Source organism: Tatumella ptyseos ATCC 33301 (assembly GCF_000735525.1).
In the GTDB taxonomy this organism is placed as follows: Bacteria; Pseudomonadota; Gammaproteobacteria; order Enterobacterales; family Enterobacteriaceae; genus Tatumella; species Tatumella ptyseos.
This window is the reverse complement of sequence record NZ_JMPR01000020.1, coordinates 151,454-171,035: the sequence shown is the minus strand read 5'-3', so window position 1 is coordinate 171,035 and position 19,582 is coordinate 151,454. Positions and strand designations below refer to the sequence as shown.

The window sequence follows — 19,582 nt, the reverse complement described above, 5'->3', positions numbered from 1 at the left end:
AATTATTTAACCTGTTTCAACACGTCAGCAGTAATGTCTTTCGCATCCGCAGCATACGCCACAGCGTTAGAGTCGATCACAACATCATAACCTTCACTGCTGGCGACTTTTTTCACTGCATCCTGAATACGGCTCAGTAATTTATTACGCTCTTCAGACTGACGGCGATTATTGTCCTGTTCAAAAGCCTGGGCTTTTTCAGAAAAACTTTCGCGCTGAGTCATCAGTTCTTTTTCGGTACGGGCACGATCGCTCGCTTTCATCGTAGAAGCATTACGTTGAAAGTTCTGCATCTGTGCCTGAAGCGCGCGTTCCTGAGTCTGCAAATCAGTTGCACGACCCTTGAACTCATTTTGCAGCTGGCGGGCAACTGCAGCACGCTGAGGCATTTGCTGAAAAATGCTGGACACATTGACGACTGCAATTTTGTCAGCGGCCTGCGCAGCCACAGAAGAAGCAGCCAGAGCGAGACCAAGACCTGCGGCACATAACAACTTTTTCACTATAAACTCCTTACCATCACCGTTTGTGTCTTAAAGACACTGTTTTTGCAAACAACAGCGGTGTTAAACACCCCTGTTGTGCAATTTTTTAACATGCTACGGGTAACGCGTTAAAACGTATTACCGATGTTGAACTGGAACTGCTCTGCCTTGTCGCCGGAATATTTCTTGATTGGCTGGGCATATGAGAACACCAATGGTCCCAGAGGCGACATCCATTGCAGTGAAACACCACTGGAAACACGGATATTGCCAGGCTTGCTGTAGTCAGGGACACCTAATGCTTCTGTTTCTGACGTATTCTGCCAGTCAGTATCCCATACCGAGCCTGCATCAACAAACAGGGACGTACGCAGAGAATTCGCATATTTCTCACTGACGAACGGCGTTGGCGTAATCAGCTCCAGGCTGGCTACTGCCATTGCATTACCACCGACGGCATCATCAGACTTACAATATTGCGAAGTACTGGTTCCGCAGTTTGAATCGGTACCATAATTTCTATAGATTGCTTTCGGCCCGATAGTATTCGAGCGGAAGCCACGGACGGTGCTTGACCCCCCGGCATAGAAGTTTTCATAGAACGGCATTTCTTTACCGCCCAGACCATCGCCATAACCCAGACGACCTCTGCCTAATAACACCCAGGTACGGTCATTGTTTAGCGGCACGTACTGCTGGGAGTCCAGCGTCATTTTGTAGTACTCGTTATCTGAACCCGGAATAGTGATTTTACCGTTCAGGTTGGTCCGGTTACCGTCGGTCGGGAAGAATCCGCGATCCAGGGTGTTATAGGTCCAGCCATAGTTAAAGGTGAAATCGTCCGAGGAGTAATTACTGTCATCATTATCCCATGACAGATGTTTACCCATGGAGTCGAAATAACGCCACATCGCTATCTGAGGCTGCATGTCAGACAGGTCATTGTGCACATAACCTAAACCAACACGAAGGGTATTATTCTCATTTACCGGGAAGCCCAGTGTACCGTCTGTACCGTAGCTGCGATTCGTATAATCGGACAGGTCGGCATCATCAGCCTTAAAGTCGTTATAGAACACACGTCCGCCGAGGCTAACGCCATCCACGGTGAAGTACGGGTCCGTCATCGACAGTTCGGCGTAGGTCTGGTAATCGTTTTTGGTACCACTGATACCAACCGTATTACCGGTACCCATCCAGTTATCCTGGGTAACGCCAACCTGGAAGCTGACACCACTTTCCGTACCGTAGCCGACACCGATATTAAACGTACCGGTATTACGCTCTTTGACGTTATAAATGACATCGACCTGATCCGGTGAGCCCGGAACACGCTGAGTATCGACATCAACGCTATCAAAATAACCGGTACGGTTCAGACGATCTTTGCCCTGTTCGACCAGATTACTGCCCAGCCACGCGCCTTCCATCTGACGCATTTCACGGCGCAGCACAGAATCTTTGGACGTATCATTGCCGCGGAAAATAATTTTGCGAACATAATAACGATTGCCGGCATCCACACTAACGTGCAGTTTAACCGTCTTATCTTTATCGTTAATTTCCGGTTGGGTCATTACCCGCGGATACGCATAGCCATAGTTACCTAACAGCTTTTTAATGCTGTCTTCGATAGCCGTCACCTTCGCACCGCTGTATAACTCACCCGGCGGGATCTTCGCCAGATTTTCGATCTCTGCAGAATGCCCGGCCATATCACCGTTTACTACCACACCGGCTATCTTGTACTGACTGCCTTCGGTAATGTTAACCGTAATATAAATGCCTTTTTTGTCCGGCGTCAGGCTGACCTGCGTCGAATCAATGTTAAAGCGGGCATAACCGCGATCCAGATAGAAACTCCGTAACGTCTCAAGGTCTCCGGCCAGTTTCTGTTTCTGATACTTACGATCAGCAACCACGTTCCACCAGGGCACTTCATCCCGTAACTGGAAGTGGGAAAGCAGCTCATCAGAACTGAAGGCTTTATTACCAACAATGTTAATTTGCTGAATTTTTGCCGATACGCCTTCCGTAAAGACCAGTTTCAGGTCCACACGGTTTCGGGGCAGAGGCGTAACAATCGCTTTCACACTGGCGGAGTATTTACCCACGCTGTAGTAGAAATCTTCCAGGCCCTTTTCGATTGAGGAGATGGTCGTACGATCAAGCGCATCACCGACACGCACCCCGGAGGCTTCCAGGTTCTGTTTCAGCTGATCGTCTTTTACCGATTTATTTCCTGAGAAAGTAATACTGGCAATCGTCGGACGTTCTTTCACCTTAACAATCAGGTCACCGCCTTCACGCAGTACCTGAACGTCGTCGAAATTACCGGTGGCAAACAGTGAACGGATAGTATTACTGATATCTTCATCATTCACCGTATCGCCAACACGAACAGGCATGCTAAGCAAGGCCGCCCCGACGGCAACTCGCTGCAGCCCTTCGAAATGAATATCTTTCACCACGAAATTGTCTGCACCGTACACGGTGGCGCTGCTAAACAGCAGCGACGCTATGAGCAACTTTTTCATCGCCATCGTTATTATGCGTGTTCCTAACACATCCCCGTTCGCAGAATTCCGTTATCTACAAACGTGAGAAATCATTGAAAAGTGCAAGCCCCATTAATAACACCAGCGCAATAGAGCCAATGCGATAACTGAAGTCCTGAACTCGCTCAGACACTGGTCCACCTTTGATCTTCTCAATCAACAGGAAAAGCAAATGCCCACCATCTAACACCGGTAACGGGACAAGATTGATTATCCCCAGATTGACACTAATCAACGCCAAAAACATCAAATAGTATATCACTCCGTATTCAGCCGATATCCCTGCGCCCTGCGCTATAGAAATCGGCCCACTGAGATTTTTCAGCTTAATATCACCGGTTACTAATTTCCCCAGCATTGACGCTGTCAGTTTCACTAGCTGCCAGGTTTTTACACCTGCTTCGCCGATGGCAACGACAGGGCCATATTGCCGTAAGGTTTTATATTGATCAGGAAGCGGTTGAACGCGGGGGATAACCCCGGCGAATCCCTCTTCTTTCTGACCGACTGTTTTCACCGACGGTGTCAGCGTTAATGTCCGGATATCCCCTTCACGCTCAACGTCCAACGTTAAAGGTTTCCCGGGATTATCTCTGACCCCGGCCACAAACATTTGCCAGTTCACAGCGGGTTCACCGTCGACTTTAACGATCCTGTCTCCGGCTTGCAAACCTGCCAGTGCCGCAGGTGAACTTTTTTGCACTTCTGCAAGCGTGGTTTCAATCACCGGGCCTTTAGGGACAATCCCTAAAGATAACACGGGATCCTGCTTTTCCGGGTCAAAGACCCAGTGATGCAAGTCCAGGTGTTTCTCCACGGTCACTGATTGTCCGAAAGTTTCAAGGGTAATATTGACGCCACTGTCGCCTATTTTCCCCATCAATGCCATACGAACAGCATCCCAGTCAGGCGTTTCGATACCATCAATCGCTTTAAGTTCCATTCCGGGCTGAATTTGCGCTTGCTGAGCAATCGAATTGTTGATTATTTCGCCGGTTACTGGCTTTATGCCAGGGACACCATGCATAAAAACCAGCCAGTAGGCAAACAACGCGAAAATAAAGTTAGCGACAGGACCAGCAGCCACAATAGCCGCTCGCTGAGAGAGGGTTTTCCGGGTAAATGCTTCATGCAGCCTGGCCGCAGGAACCTCCCCTGCCCGCTCATCCAGCATTTTGACATATCCACCCAGAGGGATTAATGCGAGTACATACTCCGTGCCCTGTTTGTCTTTTTTACGCCACAAGGCAGGCCCGAAGCCGATAGAGAAACGCTCGACCCAGACCCCGCAACGACGTGCGACCCAAAAATGGCCGAATTCGTGGACGGTAATCAAAATCCCCAGTGCCACTACGAATGCGCCAAGACTCCAGAGTATGCTGCCCATCACGACACATCCTTAAGCTACATGGAAAACCAAAAGCAATAAACAGGCAAAAACAGGGATCGCGGCGGTCAGGCTGTCGATTCTGTCAAGGATACCGCCATGCCCGGGAATAAGGTTACCGCTGTCTTTAATACCGGCTTCACGCTTGAACATGCTTTCGGTCAGATCACCCAGCACAGAAGCCAGCGTAGCAATAATCGCGCAAATCAGCAAAGTACGACTGTCCACCGTCAAGGGCGCCAGCAGGGAAAATACCCACGCAATAATCGCAGAAGAAATCAGGCCACCGGCAAAACCTTCCCAGGTTTTGCCCGGAGAAACTTTCGGGGCCAGTTTGTGACGGCCGAAGAGTTTACCGAACATATAAGCCCCGGAATCCGCCCCCCACACCAGCAACATAACAAACAGCAGCCACCAGGCCCCGGCAAAGTGATCACTGTTATAGTGATACTGGCGCAGCGCTATCATTCCCCAAAAGAAAGGCACCAGCGTCAGTGCGCCAAAGGCCAGACGGAGGAAGCGGGATTGACGCCAAAGAGAGGCAGATGCCGGATAAAACAGAACCAGCAACAGAGCCACTGTCCACCAGCTCAGGGAAACCCATAAGGAGAGTGCCACCGGAGGTTGATGAATATCACTCTGGTAAGACGGCAGAGAAAATATCATCAAGGAAAGGAGCAGACCAAAAAGTACGGCAACCCATACCCGTTGGCCGGTTTGCATAAACCCTGCAAACTGCCCCCATTCCCAGGCGGCCAGCATGCAGATAACCAGAACGATAATTTTGAAACCGATCGGCGGTAACCAAAATAATGCAATGATTACCAGCGGTATCAGTATCATCGCGGTAATCAAACGTGACTTTAACAAAGGTTACCCCCGGTCCATTTATTCGCCATCGGGTGCTGCGCCACCAAACCGGCGCTCTCGTTGAGAGAAGGCATCCAGCGCACCCTGAAATACTTGTTCATCGAAATCGGGCCAGAGAACATCACTAAAGTAAAACTCTGCATAAGCAACCTGCCACAACAGAAAATTACTGATCCGATGTTCTCCCCCAGTCCTTATCACTAAATCAACCGGAGACAGATGACATAAGCAGAGCTGCTCTCCCAGCATTTCTTCCGTGATATCTTCAGGGCATAATTGCCCCTGCTGTACTTTACTCGCCAGTTGCCGGACACCATCAATGATATCCCAGCGGCCGCCATAGTTTGCAGCAATATTTAACGTCAAACCGGTATTCTGAGCTGTCAGAGACTCCGCACTACGGATACGCTCCTGAATACGCGGACTAAAACGTTGTACATCACCGATGATTTTCAGACGAACGTTGTTTTTATGCAGGCTTTTCACTTCGCTGTCGAGCGCCCAGACGAAGAGTTCCATCAGTGCAGAAACCTCCTGTTCAGGACGATTCCAGTTTTCACTACTGAATGCATACAGGGTCAGAGCTTCCATCTCACAGGTGACAGCGAATTTTACCGCACGCCTGACAGCCTTAGCTCCGGCCCTGTGTCCCGATATACGTAACTTTCCCTGGTTTTTCGCCCAGCGCCCGTTACCATCCATGATGATAGCAACGTGCCGCGGCAGCGCCCTGTATGTGTCAGGAGTGTTTTGTTGATATTGGGACGACATAATGCGTATTAAATTCCTTTCATCAGAGAGCCAGATATCTCTGAATACTTTCTGCTCGCAAAAATCTTTCACCAGTGAGGCCGGTAAAAGCCCCTGCACACCTCTGAAATATCAGCATGCGACTATACCATTTTCGCCTGATTCGGACAAATAGCAGCTTAACAAACCCGCTATTGCAACGTCGCCAGCAGATCGCCCGTGATCCGGCGAGTCTGCTCGTCAATCTCCATGACCGACTCCACGCTATCCGGTTCCGCAAACTGTACAGTTTCCAGTACCTGATGGTTGAGTGCAGCAATATCCGTAAAGCGGATACGCCCGTTAAGAAATGCCTCAACCGCTATCTCATTAGCTGCATTCAGTGCGGTGGTCGCCGCCTGCCCTGCAGCACAGGCGTCTATTGCCAGCTTCAGGCAAGGATAACGTTGGTAGTCCGGCGCCAGGAATGTCAGGGCTCCGAGCCTGGTAAAATCCAGGGGCTTCACCGAGGCTGGTATTCTGTCGGGCCATGCCATGGAATGAGCGATGGGTGTACGCATATCAGGAGAGCCTAACTGGGCCAGTACGCTGCCATCACAATAGCGCACCATTGAGTGGATAACGGACTGCGGGTGGATCACCACTTCCATTTGCGAATCAGTCGCGTTAAATAGCCAGCGAGCTTCAATGTATTCAAGACCTTTATTCATCATAGTGGCCGAATCAACCGATATTTTTCTTCCCATTGACCAGTTCGGGTGGGCACACGCTTGCGCCGGTGTCATTGAGGAGAGTCCGGTCAGCGGCACATCCCGAAAAGGGCCGCCGGAGCCGGTCAGAATAACGGAATCAACGCCACTATTACGCAGATCAGCGTACCCTAATTGCTGTTGTATAACAGCAGGCAAACTCTGAAAAATGGCATTATGTTCACTGTCGACAGGCATCAGACAAGCCCCGGAACGCCGGACCTCCTCCATAAACAGTCCGCCACAGGTCACCAACGATTCTTTATTCGCCAGCAGTACCCTTTTACCTGCACGTATGGCCGAAAGTGTGGGTAACAAGCCGGAGGCACCGACAATGGCTGCCATCACGTGATCCACTTCCGGTAATGCGGCCAGTTCACAGGCGGCCTGAACGCCGGAGAGCACTTCAGTATCAACCTTCAATGCTTTCAGTCGTTCACGCAATTCACTGGCAGCGGCTTCCGTCGCCATTGCGGCGTAAGCGGGCCTGAATTCACTGCACTGGGTCGCCATTAACGCGGCGTTATTTCCCGCGACAAGAGCAGTCACCTGGTATTGTTCAGGGTTTTCCCGCACCACAGACAACGTACTGGTTCCGATAGAGCCAGTTGACCCGAGTAACGTCAGACGTTTCATCAATATGTCCATCAAAAATTAAGGGGGTAAAAATATGACTTTGGGCAGAGCGCTTAGCAATGTAAAACGCCGCGAAAGAAAGCCATAGACTATGTCTTTCTCCGCGGCGTTTTACCGGTAGCTGCACTGAGATTAAAACTCCATTAACTCCGTTTCTTTCTCAGTTAATGCGGCATCTACTTTTTTGATTGAAGCATCGGTCATCTTCTGGATTTCATCCTGTGCACGACGCTCATCATCTTCACTGATTTCTTTGTCTTTCAGTAATGCTTTGACTTTATCGTTCGCATCACGACGGACATTACGTACAGACACACGTCCCTGCTCTGCTTCACCGCGAACGATTTTAATCAGATCTTTACGGCGCTCTTCCGTCAGAGGAGGCAGAGGAACACGAATATCCGTACCGGCTGAACTCGGGTTTAAACCTAAGTCTGACGCCATGATGGCTTTTTCTACGGCAGGACCTAAAGAACGATCAAACACATTGATTTTCAGTGTGCGTGAATCTTCAACAGTCACGTTAGCCAGCTGGCGTAAAGGTGTCGGAGTACCATAATATTCGACGACAATGCCATCCAGCAGTGTAGGAGAGGCACGTCCGGTACGCACTTTGCCTATTGTATTTTTAAAGGCTTCTACGCATTTTTCCATGCGTACTTCAGCATCTTTTTTAATATCGTTAATCACAATAAAAACCCTTGGATTCGTTTTGACCTGATGTTTCTGCTTCTGATTTGAGCAGAACGGGGCCTGTCATCATCAGCCAGACTTCGCCGATAACTCACCAGCGTTGGTCAGAATATACCTTATTTTAAATTATGCCGACAGGGATTACTGCCCTATCAGAGTGCCTTCTTTCTCACCCATCACTACGCGGCGTAATGCGCCTGGCTTATTCATATTAAACACGCGGATAGGTAAGTTATGGTCGCGAGCCAGAGTAAAGGCAGCAAGGTCCATCACCTTTAACTCCCGCTCAAGCACATCCTGATAGCTTAATTTTTCGTGTAGCGTGGCATCAGGATTGGTGACCGGGTCGGCAGAATAGACACCGTCAACTTTCGTGGCTTTCAATACCACATCCGCTTCGATTTCAATGCCGCGCAGACAGGCAGCAGAATCAGTGGTAAAGAACGGGTTACCGGTTCCGGCAGAGAAGATTACCACCCGGTTATTACGAAGCAGACTGATAGCTTCAGCCCAGCTGTAGTTATCACAGACGCCATTCAAAGGAATGGCCGACATCAGACGGGCATTCACATAGGCACGGTGCAATGCATCACGCATCGCCAGACCGTTCATCACTGTGGCTAACATCCCCATATGGTCACCAACAACACGGTTCATTCCGGCTTTTGCCAGTCCGGCACCCCGAAACAGGTTACCGCCGCCAATCACGACGCCGACCTGTATGCCTAACTCAACCAGCTCTTTCACTTCCTGCGCCATGCGGTCAAGAATGCTGGCATCAATGCCAAAACCTTCAGCACCCTGCAGGGCTTCTCCGCTCAGTTTCAGAAGGATACGTTGATATACCGGTTTTGCGTTGGTCGCCATGATCATTAATTCCTGGAGCATGAGTGAATAAAGAAGAGAGAAATCGCGTCTATAATCCGCTCTGTTTTCTCGAAATACTATAGGGATGAAGCTGAAAAATTGCCTGCCGGGGTCACATCAGCAGGCAAAAAAGAACCGCCGTTCTGGCGGTTCCTGCAGAGCATTAAGACTGTTTGGACATTGCTGCAACTTCAGCAGCAAAATCAGACTCAACTTTCTCGATACCTTCACCCACTTCGAAGCGGATAAAGTTAATGACGTCAGCGCCTTTTTCTTTCAGCAGCTGACCCACAGTTTTGGATGGATCCATAACAAAGTTCTGACCAGTCAGTGAAACTTCACCGGTGAACTTGTTCATGCGACCAGAAACCATTTTTTCTGCGATTTCACGTGGCTTACCAGACTGCATTGCGATGTCCAGCTGGATCTGGTGCTCACGAGCAACCACGTCCGCAGGAACATCTTCAGGCTTAACATATTCCGGCTTGCTTGCAGCGATGTGCATTGCAATGTGTTTAACCAGCTCTTCATCAGCACCGGTGGCAGAAACCAGAACACCGATACGTGCACCGTGCAGGTATGAACCTACAACGTCACCTTCCAGGCGGGCAACACGACGGATGTTGATGTTTTCACCGATTTTGGCAACCAGCGCAGTACGCTGCTCTTCAAATTTCGCTTTCAGGACATCAACGTCAGTGATTTTGTCAGCAACAGCTGCAGCCAGAACGTCCTGACCGAACGCCAGGAAGCCAGCATCTTTAGCAACGAAGTCAGTTTCGCAGTTCAGCTCAACGATGATCCCGGCGTTACCTTCAACGTGGGTCAGGATCACACCTTCAGCAGCAACGCGACCAGATTTCTTCGCCGCTTTTGCCTGACCATTTTTACGCATGTTGTCGATAGCCAGTTCGATGTCACCGTTAGCTTCAACCAGCGCTTTTTTACATTCCATCATGCCAGCGCCAGTACGCTCGCGCAGTTCTTTTACCAGAGCAGCGGTAATGTCAGCCATTCTTAAGTCCTCGGTTAACTGTGATCTGTTCATTCTTACCCGCAGGTAATTATAAACAGCATCATTTCGCAGGATATTTTACTTCGTCCAGCCGAACGGATTCAGGCTCAACGAATTTTAAAATAATAAAAGGGGCCTGAAGCGGCCCCTTGCAGATCACATCTGACGCTAAGGGCTCTTTGACAGAGCAGTCCTTATCAGACGTTTTCTAAAGACACTTCTTCAGCCTGTTCAGCCAGGTCCTGAGAACGACCTTCGCGGACAGCTGCTGCAGCTGCATTCAGGTACAGGCTTACTGCACGGATCGCATCGTCGTTACCAGGGATAACGAAATCAACGCCATCCGGATCAGAGTTAGTATCAACGATAGCAAATACCGGGATACCCAGGTTGTTTGCTTCTTTGATTGCGATGTGCTCGTGGTCAGCATCGATGACAAACAGAGCATCAGGCAGGCCGCCCATGTCTTTGATACCACCCAGGCTGTTTTCCAGCTTAGCCAGTTCACGGGTACGCATCAGAGCTTCTTTCTTGGTCAGTTTATCAAAAGTACCGTCCTGAGACTGAGATTCCAGATCTTTCAGACGTTTGATTGACTGACGAACAGTTTTCCAGTTAGTCAGCATACCACCTAACCAACGGTGGTTAACAAAGAACTGATCGCAGTTCAGCGCAGATTCTTTGATAGCTTCGCTTGCAGCGCGTTTGGTACCAACGAACAGGATCTTACCTTTACGGGAAGAGATCTTGCTTAACTCAGCCAGAGCGTCGTTAAACATTGGCACAGTCTGCTCAAGGTTGATGATGTGAACTTTGTTACGAGCACCAAAGATGAATGGTTTCATTTTTGGGTTCCAGTAACGGGTCTGGTGACCAAAGTGAACACCGGCCTTAAGCATATCGCGCATGGAAACAGTAGCCATGATTACCTCTAAAAATATATGTTGGGGTTGAGCCTCCATGTATCCCATACTACCGACCTGTATAAGGCACCCCGGAGTATGTGTCGATACATGTGTGTTTTGGTCAGTCTGTACCTGTCACGCAATGCGTAACGCTGTACACTGCCTTTTCACATAATGAGAATGAAACTTTCCGGCCCCCGCAAGGGTGAGCCTGGATTCGTCGGCGCGTTTTATACCACAAATCCCCCCTCAGCGGCAATCATTGTTACCGGCAACGGTTAAAATTTCTGCGCCCTGTACAAAACCCATGACGGGTGATTAACGTTGGCAGCGGTTTTGCTGACTGTTAACATAGCGCACGTATAAATTCTTTCGTTTGCCGGTACTGACTGGCTGCAACTGGACTGATTCAATGGCTATCTCAATTAAAACTCCTGAAGAAATCGAAAAAATGCGGGTCGCTGGCCGTCTGGCCGCTGAAGTGCTGGAAATGATCGCAGCCCATGTAAAGCCGGGTATTTCAACCGGAGAGCTGGACCGGATTTGCGCGGACTACATTACCGGTGAGCAACAGGCCGTTTCGGCTTGCCTCGGTTATCATGGTTTTCCTAAATCGGTATGCATTTCTATCAACGAAGTGGTGTGTCATGGTATCCCGAGCGATGACCGCATCCTGAAAGACGGTGATATCGTCAACATCGACGTCACGGTCATCAAAGATGAGTATCACGGTGATACTTCAAAAATGTTTATCGTCGGTAAACCGACCATCCTCGGCGAACGTCTGTGCCGCATCACCCAGGAAAGCCTTTACCTGGCATTAAAAATGGTTAAGCCTGGCATCCGGTTACGTACACTGGGGCGTGAAATTCAGAAGTTCGTTGAAGCCAATGACTTCTCGGTGGTCCGCGAGTATTGCGGTCATGGTATCGGTAAAGGATTCCATGAAGAACCTCAGGTTCTGCACTACGATGCCGATGACAGTGGCGTGGTCTTACAGAAAGGCATGACCTTTACCATCGAGCCGATGGTAAACGCCGGTGATTTCCGCATTCGCAGCATGAAAGATGGCTGGACGGTGAAAACCAAAGATCGCAGCTTGTCGGCTCAATATGAACATACTATTGTGGTGACAGATAATGGCTGTGAGATCCTGACCCTTCGCCAGGAAGAGACTATCCCTGCGGTACTGGTGAATGAAGGTTAAGACTGACATTTGACTCCCTGAAAGCCGGCAATTGCCGGCTTTTTTATCCAATGAGTAGTGATAATGCGAAGCCACCTGCCAGACGTAATCGACAAAAGTAGTACGGATGCCCCGCTGCATTGGCCCGATGATCAATTAACCCGTGAGACACTGAAATCCCGCCTGGATGTATTCCAGTCAGCCCTTGGGGATGCCTTTGATGCCGGTCAGCCTGTCAGTCAGCTTATAGATGCACGCACACGGTTTATCGATCACCTGCTGACCCGCCTCTGGCGTTTTTTCGGTTTCCATGGCGTCAAAGATACTGCGCTGGTCGCGGTCGGAGGTTATGGCCGCCAGGAGCTGCATCCGCTTTCTGACATTGATGTACTGATCCTCAGCCGCCATCCTTTGGATGAACAGGGTGCACACCGGGTCAGTGAGTTACTGACCCTGCTCTGGGATTTAAAACTGGAAGTCGGGCATAGCGTCAGAACACTGGAAGAGTGTCTGCTGGAAGGACTCTCTGACCTGACGGTGGCAACCAATCTGATAGAGTCACGCATGCTCACCGGGGATGTTTCTCTGTTCCTGGAATTACAAAAGAATATTTTCAGCGAAGGGTTCTGGCCATCCACTGACTTTTTCGCGGCCAAGACCGACGAGCAAAAGGCACGGCACCTTCGCTATCACGGCACCAGTTATAATCTGGAACCGGACATTAAAAGCAGTCCGGGCGGTCTGCGCGATATTCATACCCTGTTGTGGGTCGCCCGTCGTCATTTCGGCGCCACCTCTCTGGATGAAATGGTAGATTTCGGGTTTCTCACCCCTGAAGAGCGCGATGAACTGAATCAGTGTCAGGATTTTTTATGGCGTATCCGCTTCGCCTTACATCTGACGCTGACGCGCTACGATAACCGTCTGCTCTTTGACCGACAGCTGGCAGTGGCACAGCGGCTGAATTATCAGGGCGAAGGGAATGAGCCGGTAGAGAAAATGATGAAAGATTTCTACCGCGTCACCCGCCACATCGGTGAGCTGAATGAAATGCTGCTGCAGCTATTTGATGAGGCTATTCTTGCCCTGCCCGCGACCGGGAAACCGCAACCTCTTGATAATGACTTTCAGCTGCGGGGCCATCTGATCGATGTTCGTGATGAAGAACTGTTTATAAAACAGCCGGCAGCCATTATCCGCTTATTCAGCGAGATCGTTCGCAATAAAAATATTCACGGTATTTACTCCGCCACACTGCGCTTACTTCGGCACGCCTTGCAGTCTCTGGAATATTCCTTGTGTGACCTTCCGGAAGCACGGCAGCTGTTTATGGATATTTTACGCCATCCCGGCGCGGTCAGTCGTGCTTTAGTCCCGATGCACCATCACGGTGTACTGACAGCCTATTTACCTCAATGGAATCTGATTGTCGGTCAGATGCAGTTTGACCTGTTCCACGCTTATACGGTCGATGAGCACACACTGCGTGTATTACAAAAACTGGAGAGTTTTTCCAATGAACAAACCCGTGAAAAACATCCCCTCTGTGTGGATATCTGGCAGCGACTGATCCACCCGGAAATATTGTTAATCGCGGCACTGTTCCATGATATCGCTAAGGGACGCGGGGGCGACCACTCGATACTGGGTGCCGAAGATGTCATTGAATTTGCCAGGTTACACGGTCTGAATTCCCGTGATGCACAACTGATCTCCTGGCTGGTCAGGCACCATCTGCTGATGTCAGTCACCGCACAGCGCCGGGATATTCAGGACCCCGCGGTGATTCGGGAATTTGCCTTAGTGATGCAGAACGAAAAGCAGTTACGGTTGCTTATCTGTCTGACGGTCGCAGATATCTGTGCGACCAATGAAAGCCTCTGGAATAGCTGGAAACAGAGTCTGTTGCGGGAGCTTTACTTTGCCGCCGAGAAACAGCTCCACCGTGGAATGGACAGCAGTCCGGATTTACGGGAACGCGTCCGCCATAACCGTCTGCAGGCGCTGGCCCTGCTGCGTATGGACAATATTGATGAAACCCGCTTACACAAGATCTGGAACCGGTGCCGGGCTGACTACTTTTTACGTCATACCGCCCAGCAGCTTGCCTGGCATGCCCGCCATCTGCTGAAGCATACGCTGGATCAGCCATTGGTACTGATCCATCCGCAGGCTTCCCGTGGGGGGACGGAGATTTTCATCTGGAGCCCTGACCGTGCGTATCTTTTTGCGACCGTGGCCGGGGAACTGGACAGGCGTAATCTCAGTGTGCATGACGCGCAGATTTTTACTAACCGTGACGGCATGGCGATGGATACCTTTATCGTTCTGGAGCCGGATGGCAGCCCGCTGGCCCACGATCGCCATGAGGCAATCATTCACGGACTGGTACAGGCGCTTTCTCAGCCGGAATGGACCCCGCCTCGCCCGCGTCGCCTGTCACCCCGTTTACGACATTTTACGGTCGATACCGAAATACGCTTTCTGCCGGGCCATACTAACCAGAGAACGTATCTGGAACTGGTCGCTCTCGACGCTCCGGGATTGCTGGCACAAATCGGTGCAGTTTTTGCCGATTTAGGGATCTCGCTGCATGGCGCGCGGATCAGCACCATCGGTGAACGGGTTGAGGATTTATTCATCCTGGCCAACAATGAACGCCGGGCGCTGGATGATAAAATGCGCGATAGTTTACAACAACGGTTGACAGAAGCCCTGAATCCAAACGATAAAGGGTAATTCACCCTGAGGGCAGCGAACCTTCGGACTGCCCTTTTCCCCATGGTCTTAACCGGTTGCAGAAACCTCACGCCACCGGAAATCATCGGGTAGTCAGTTTTTACCAAACCATTGATGCAGGAAAAAAGAATGCAACACTTACAGAAAATCATTGAAGCCGCATTTGAACGGCGTACCGAAATTACCCCGGCCAGCGTAGATGCTGAAACCCGCGATGCGATCACCGAGGTCATCTCGCTGATTGACAGCGGTAAGGTACGTGTTGCCGAGAAGATTAACGGTGAATGGGTCACTCATCAATGGCTGAAAAAAGCAGTCCTGTTATCGTTCCGTATTCACGATAACGAAGTTATCGAAGGCGCAGAAACCCGCTTCTACGATAAAGTTCCGATGAAATTTGCAGGCTATGACGAAGCTCGCTTCCGCCAGGAAGGTTTCCGTGTTGTTCCTCCTGCGGCCGTTCGTCAGGGTGCGTTTATCGCCCGTAACACCGTACTGATGCCTTCCTACGTCAATATTGGTGCTTACGTCGATGAAGGTACCATGGTTGATACCTGGGCCACCGTAGGCTCCTGTGCGCAGATCGGTAAAAACGTACACCTGTCCGGTGGCGTAGGTATCGGTGGTGTACTCGAACCCCTGCAGGCAAACCCGACAATTATCGAAGATAACTGCTTTATCGGCGCACGTTCAGAAATCGTGGAAGGTGTTATCGTCGAAGAAGGTGCGGTCATCTCTATGGGTGTCTATATTGGTCAGAGCACCAAAATTTATGACCGTGAAACGGGTGAAGTCCACTACGGCCGTGTCCCTGCCGGTTCTGTCGTCGTTTCCGGTAACCTGCCGTCTAAAGATGGTAAATACAGCCTTTACTGTGCCGTTATCGTTAAGAAAGTGGATGCGAAAACTCTGGGCAAAGTCGGTATTAACGAATTACTGCGTACCATTGACTAATGACCTGACCGGAAACATCACGGGAGACCGTGAGTCTCCGGTCATCTTCCCTGTCCTGAATGTGGGATACCCCGTATACAGGCTACCGGCAGACGGCGTCAGACAGCCATCATGACGGTTTCCATATGAGGCCGCGATAGTAATATCGTGCTAAAGATGCCCGGCGCTGAACGGGCATGATCCCCTGAAGAGGAAAACTGCTATGTACGATAATCTGAAAAGTCTGGGGATTACCCACCCTGAAGAAGTTGACCGTTACAGCCTTCGCCAGGAGGCGAATAACGATATCCTGAAGATCTATTTCCGTAAGGATAAAGGCGAGTTTTTTGCCAAAAGCGTGAAGTTTAAATACCCGCGTCAGCGAAAAACGATCGTTTCTGATCAGTCTGCACAGGGATTCAGGGAAGTTCAGGAAATCAGTCCTAACCTGAGATATGTTATCGATGAGCTGGATCAAATCTGCCAGCAGGAGCAGGAAGATGTCGATCTGAAAGTGAAAATTCTTGATGACTTACGTCATCTGGAACTGGTCGTATCCAACAAAATTTCTGAGATTGAAGCCGATCTGGAAAAGCTCACCCGTAAATAACTCGCCGGGTCAGGCACATAAAAAAAAGCCGGTCAGGACGCTGACCGGCTTTTTTGTCCCTGCGAATGACCGCTTACTGCGCTAATAAGTACAGATTGCTGTCACCACGCTTAACGTCCAGCGCCAGGACAGAAGGTTTACTGTCCAGAACTTTACGCAGCTCACCCAGGTTGCTGATATTCTGCTGATTCACGCCCAGAATAATATCGCCTTTTTTCAGGCCGATGGCTGCCGCACGGCTCCCCGGAGTCACACTGTCGATGCGAACACCTTTTTGTCCGCCAGCCTCATAATTACTCAGTTCAGCCCCTTCAATACCGGTGTAGATATTGGAGGACTGGACTTTATCCTGAGTGCTCTGCTGAATAGTTACGCTAACCGTCATAGGTTTACCATCACGTAATAAGCCCAGTTCCACTTTGGTCCCTATCGGCATGGTACCGACATCAGCACGCAATGCCGCAAAGCTTGTCAATGGTTTGTTGTTCAGTGAGATAATGACATCCCCGGCTTTAAGACCTGCTTTCGCCGCGGAGGTATTAGGCAGAACCTGGCTGACAAAAGCGCCACGCTGAGCGTTGACTTTCATCGCCTGCGCGATTTCAGAGTTCAGCTCGGTTCCCATAATCCCCAGCTCACCCCGTTTGACCTGACCGTATTCAATCATCTGTGCCGTCAGGTTTTTCACCATGTTAGATGGGATAGCAAAGCCGATACCGATATTGCCTCCGTCCGGCGCCAGGATCGCGGTATTAATACCAATCAGTTCACCGTTCAGATTAACCAGTGCTCCCCCGGAGTTCCCCCGGTTAATAGCAGCATCCGTCTGAATAAAGTTTTCATAGTTTTCGACATTCAGACCACTACGACCCAGTGCAGATACAATCCCGGAAGTCACGGTTTCGCCCAGTCCGTAAGGGTTACCGATGGCAACAGTGTAATCACCGACCTGCAGATTATCCGAGTCGGCAATTTTAATTGCGGTCAGATCTTTCGCATCTTTCAACTGAATAAGCGCGATATCCGTACGGGGATCTTTACCAATGACTTTAGCATCATAACGACGTCCGTCACTGAGCTGGACCTGGATAGAAGTGGCATTTTCCACGACGTGATTGTTCGTTACCACATAACCTTTATCGGCATTAATAATGACACCGGAGCCCAGAGCACGGAACTGCTGCTGCTGCGGGGTACCGCCGCCGGCACCAGGTGCCTGGCAAATCGGTGAATTCTGGAAGGGCGAGCCATCCTGACAGAACGGTGACATATCACCAAAAAACTGCTGGAACTGCTGGCTATCCTGAGATGCTTTTACCGGTGCAGTTCCTGAAACACTGATGCTGACTACCGAAGGCATAATTCTTTTAAGCATCGGAGCCAGACTCGGGAGTTGCTGACTGGATGAAGATGCAGATTCCGCCGCAGAAGCAGTCATGGGCGCAAATGCCATTCCAAGGCTTAATGCGAGTGCACTTAATGCTAAAGTGGTTTTTTTCATGTTCTGGCTCTCTGTATTATTTGCTATTCAGACCATTGCTGTAGTCATCAGTTGAGAGTTATTATTTACCCGTAAGTTCATCGGAAAGCACTTGTTAAAAGTAAATAAATATTCCCGCGATTTACAAAACTCAGACAAAATCAACCGCCATTAAACGGCGATATTCTTCCCAGGCAAAAAGGTCAGTCATTCCGCTGATATAATCCTGCATCAGCCGTAGCCGGTAATAGCGCTCCCATAACTGCCACTCTTCAGACGGCACCCCGGAAAGTGAACACATGTGGTTCTGATACGCTTTAATATGCTTATCAGAAAGCCGATGGAATAACCGGGTTTCTATCGGATGCCCCTGCAATTCATCATGTTCCGCCAGCTGAGTAAAATCGTCTGCACTGAGTAACATCATAGGCTTATAAGCATCAAGCAGCCCCTGAATGACACGGTACCCCTGTAATTCCAGTTGTTCGACTTCAGAATGATTAAACACGTGCTTACGGGCGACCTGTTTGAACACGGCGAGAAGACGCCCGGCCTCGCCGCCATCCTCCAGTAAAGCATGATTAAAATCTCCCTTAAAAATCGCGGGCAGATTGGCAATAAATCGCTTTACCGCCAAAGAGACCAGAACCCGGTGCACATTGACCCGCAAAGACATAAAGAACTGATCACTCTGACTGCGGCGTTTACCTGAGCTGGCGGCCTTCCAGGCATCACCGATGGTGCGGCTGAAAATATCCTCCGGCCGTGTTTCGCCCCAGGCCTCCTGCAAATAGCGGTACAAGCTATCGACACTGAAGATAGCTTTCTCAACGGCATCGTCGAGGTCTGCAATACAGTAGGAAATATCATCTGCGGCTTCCATGATATAAGTCAGGGGAAAGCGGTGGTATTCGTCCATGCCGGTGGCGGTACGCAATTGCGAGACATATTCCTGCTCTGACAGATAAAAGCCCGGTTTTTTCATCAGCACGGAAAATGCTTCAGGTTTACTCCCCTGCCACCATGCCGGCGCGGTATATTTCAGAATACAGGCCACCTGGGAATAACTCAGGTTCAGTTGCAGCAAAGTATGCACCAATCGGATGGCCTGGGCATTACCTTCAAAATGAGCGAGATCCTGGTAAATATCCTGCCGTAACCTCTCGCAGTCCGGCGATACTCCGTTTCCCGCACTCAGCGCACCACTCAGGATTTCCGTCAGATGGGCATTGAACCAGTCATTGATCGCCGCTTCCCCGAAATGCCCGAAAGGCGGATTACCGACATCGTGCAGCAGACAAGCCATCTCAACCAGACTTTCCGCTCCCCGCTCAAACTCCTCTAATCCGAAGGCACTCAGCCCGCCGGGTTGCTGCTTCAAACGCTGCAAAATTTCCCGCACGATATAGCGCCCGGTCTGCTGGACTTCCAGAGAGTGCGTCAGCCTCGAACGTACCGCGGCATTACGCTCCAGAGGAAACACCTGGGTCTTCTGTTGTAAACGTCGCAAAGCGGCCGAATGGATAATCCGCCCCCGATCACTTTCAAAAAATCGGGTGATCTGCATCTCCCCCTCCGGGGAATTGCCTGTCATATAGGGCCTGCTGACACTGATCCTGCGCTTAAAGTTAATCTCCATTTCAGCTCCGGTACGATTCAATAATATTTCCCTGTAACGCCATGATAGACTATGTCATTCATTAAGATGAATTCTATAAC

General features: G+C 50.0%; 16 protein-coding genes. 4 read left to right on the top strand and 12 right to left on the bottom strand.

Translation table 11 applies throughout. From position 1 onward, the window contains the following. Positions 1-2 precede the first annotated feature (2 nt). The 10 genes from skp to rpsB all read right to left on the bottom strand — a co-directional run bounded on the left by skp (position 3) and on the right by rpsB (position 10,933). On the bottom strand, positions 3-503 hold the full coding sequence (gene skp, locus GTPT_RS06090) for a molecular chaperone Skp (protein ID WP_025901296.1): 501 nt from the start codon (positions 501-503) through the stop codon (positions 3-5). A gap of 110 nt (positions 504-613) precedes the next feature. Beyond that, positions 614-3,028, bottom strand: a complete 2,415-nt coding sequence (gene bamA, locus GTPT_RS06085) for an outer membrane protein assembly factor BamA (RefSeq protein ID WP_029990210.1) — start codon at positions 3,026-3,028, stop codon at positions 614-616. 49 nt (positions 3,029-3,077) lie between these two features. Further along, entirely contained in the window at positions 3,078-4,430 is a 1,353-nt protein-coding gene (gene rseP, locus GTPT_RS06080; RefSeq protein ID WP_025901294.1) for a sigma E protease regulator RseP, read from the bottom strand. Positions 4,431-4,442: 12 nt separating this feature from the next. After that, positions 4,443-5,300 (bottom strand): phosphatidate cytidylyltransferase, encoded by an 858-nt coding sequence (cdsA, locus tag GTPT_RS06075; protein ID WP_029990212.1) that lies wholly within the window; start codon positions 5,298-5,300, stop codon positions 4,443-4,445. Positions 5,301-5,318: 18 nt separating this feature from the next. Then, positions 5,319-6,071, bottom strand: a complete 753-nt coding sequence (ispU, locus tag GTPT_RS06070; RefSeq protein WP_038011053.1) for a (2E,6E)-farnesyl-diphosphate-specific ditrans,polycis-undecaprenyl-diphosphate synthase — start codon at positions 6,069-6,071, stop codon at positions 5,319-5,321. A 170-nt stretch (positions 6,072-6,241) separates the two neighbouring features. Further along, a complete protein-coding gene (gene ispC, locus GTPT_RS06065; RefSeq protein ID WP_025901291.1) occupies positions 6,242-7,435 on the bottom strand; it encodes a 1-deoxy-D-xylulose-5-phosphate reductoisomerase in 1,194 nt (397 codons plus the stop codon). Between the two features lie 132 nt (positions 7,436-7,567). Then, entirely contained in the window at positions 7,568-8,125 is a 558-nt protein-coding gene (frr, locus tag GTPT_RS06060) for a ribosome recycling factor (protein WP_025901290.1), read from the bottom strand. A gap of 144 nt (positions 8,126-8,269) precedes the next feature. Next, the gene (pyrH, locus tag GTPT_RS06055; RefSeq protein ID WP_025901289.1) at positions 8,270-8,995 is read right to left on the bottom strand and encodes a UMP kinase; all 726 of its coding nucleotides are present in this window, start codon (positions 8,993-8,995) and stop codon (positions 8,270-8,272) included. Between the two features lie 163 nt (positions 8,996-9,158). Then, positions 9,159-10,010 carry a translation elongation factor Ts gene (gene tsf / locus GTPT_RS06050; protein ID WP_025901288.1) on the bottom strand — a complete coding sequence of 284 codons (852 nt, stop codon included), beginning with the start codon at positions 10,008-10,010 and terminating at the stop codon, positions 9,159-9,161. Positions 10,011-10,207: 197 nt separating this feature from the next. After that, a complete protein-coding gene (gene rpsB, locus GTPT_RS06045) occupies positions 10,208-10,933 on the bottom strand; it encodes a 30S ribosomal protein S2 (RefSeq protein ID WP_029990214.1) in 726 nt (241 codons plus the stop codon). Between the two features lie 394 nt (positions 10,934-11,327). On the opposite strand from rpsB, the gene map reads away from it, so the two are divergent. From map to GTPT_RS06025, 4 genes are all read left to right on the top strand, one after another. Continuing rightward, entirely contained in the window at positions 11,328-12,122 is a 795-nt protein-coding gene (map, locus tag GTPT_RS06040) for a type I methionyl aminopeptidase (RefSeq protein ID WP_025901286.1), read from the top strand. Between the two features lie 63 nt (positions 12,123-12,185). Further along, positions 12,186-14,840 carry a bifunctional uridylyltransferase/uridylyl-removing protein GlnD gene (gene glnD, locus GTPT_RS06035; RefSeq protein WP_029990215.1) on the top strand — a complete coding sequence of 885 codons (2,655 nt, stop codon included), beginning with the start codon at positions 12,186-12,188 and terminating at the stop codon, positions 14,838-14,840. Between the two features lie 129 nt (positions 14,841-14,969). Beyond that, on the top strand, positions 14,970-15,794 hold the full coding sequence (gene dapD / locus GTPT_RS06030; protein WP_025901284.1) for a 2,3,4,5-tetrahydropyridine-2,6-dicarboxylate N-succinyltransferase: 825 nt from the start codon (positions 14,970-14,972) through the stop codon (positions 15,792-15,794). A gap of 202 nt (positions 15,795-15,996) precedes the next feature. Beyond that, positions 15,997-16,383 carry a DUF3461 family protein gene (locus GTPT_RS06025; RefSeq protein WP_025901283.1) on the top strand — a complete coding sequence of 129 codons (387 nt, stop codon included), beginning with the start codon at positions 15,997-15,999 and terminating at the stop codon, positions 16,381-16,383. 73 nt (positions 16,384-16,456) lie between these two features. Here the strand turns inward: GTPT_RS06025 and degP are convergent, their stop codons facing one another. Together degP and dgt are read right to left on the bottom strand one after the other, a co-directional pair. Beyond that, a complete protein-coding gene (gene degP / locus GTPT_RS06020) occupies positions 16,457-17,884 on the bottom strand; it encodes a serine endoprotease DegP (protein WP_029990216.1) in 1,428 nt (475 codons plus the stop codon). 130 nt (positions 17,885-18,014) lie between these two features. Further along, positions 18,015-19,502: a dGTPase gene (dgt, locus tag GTPT_RS06015; RefSeq protein WP_029990217.1), complete on the bottom strand. Its 1,488-nt coding sequence runs from the start codon at positions 19,500-19,502 to the stop codon at positions 18,015-18,017. Positions 19,503-19,582 lie beyond the last annotated feature (80 nt).

What these genes read in the sequence shown, in the direction of transcription:
- bamA (WP_029990210.1), bottom strand. Translation starts at nt 3,028, where the DNA reads ATGGCGATGAAAAAGTTGCTCATAGCGTCGCTGCTGTTTAGCAGCGCC.
- rseP (WP_025901294.1), bottom strand. Translation starts at nt 4,430, where the DNA reads ATGGGCAGCATACTCTGGAGTCTTGGCGCATTCGTAGTGGCACTGGGG.
- ispU (WP_038011053.1), bottom strand. Translation starts at nt 6,071, where the DNA reads ATGTCGTCCCAATATCAACAAAACACTCCTGACACATACAGGGCGCTG.
- ispC (WP_025901291.1), bottom strand. Translation starts at nt 7,435, where the DNA reads ATGAAACGTCTGACGTTACTCGGGTCAACTGGCTCTATCGGAACCAGT.
- pyrH (WP_025901289.1), bottom strand. Translation starts at nt 8,995, where the DNA reads ATGGCGACCAACGCAAAACCGGTATATCAACGTATCCTTCTGAAACTG.
- tsf (WP_025901288.1), bottom strand. Translation starts at nt 10,010, where the DNA reads ATGGCTGACATTACCGCTGCTCTGGTAAAAGAACTGCGCGAGCGTACT.
- rpsB (WP_029990214.1), bottom strand. Translation starts at nt 10,933, where the DNA reads ATGGCTACTGTTTCCATGCGCGATATGCTTAAGGCCGGTGTTCACTTT.
- map (WP_025901286.1), top strand. Translation starts at nt 11,328, where the DNA reads ATGGCTATCTCAATTAAAACTCCTGAAGAAATCGAAAAAATGCGGGTC.
- glnD (WP_029990215.1), top strand. Translation starts at nt 12,186, where the DNA reads ATGCGAAGCCACCTGCCAGACGTAATCGACAAAAGTAGTACGGATGCC.
- dapD (WP_025901284.1), top strand. Translation starts at nt 14,970, where the DNA reads ATGCAACACTTACAGAAAATCATTGAAGCCGCATTTGAACGGCGTACC.
- GTPT_RS06025 (WP_025901283.1), top strand. Translation starts at nt 15,997, where the DNA reads ATGTACGATAATCTGAAAAGTCTGGGGATTACCCACCCTGAAGAAGTT.
- degP (WP_029990216.1), bottom strand. Translation starts at nt 17,884, where the DNA reads ATGAAAAAAACCACTTTAGCATTAAGTGCACTCGCATTAAGCCTTGGA.
- dgt (WP_029990217.1), bottom strand. Translation starts at nt 19,502, where the DNA reads ATGGAGATTAACTTTAAGCGCAGGATCAGTGTCAGCAGGCCCTATATG.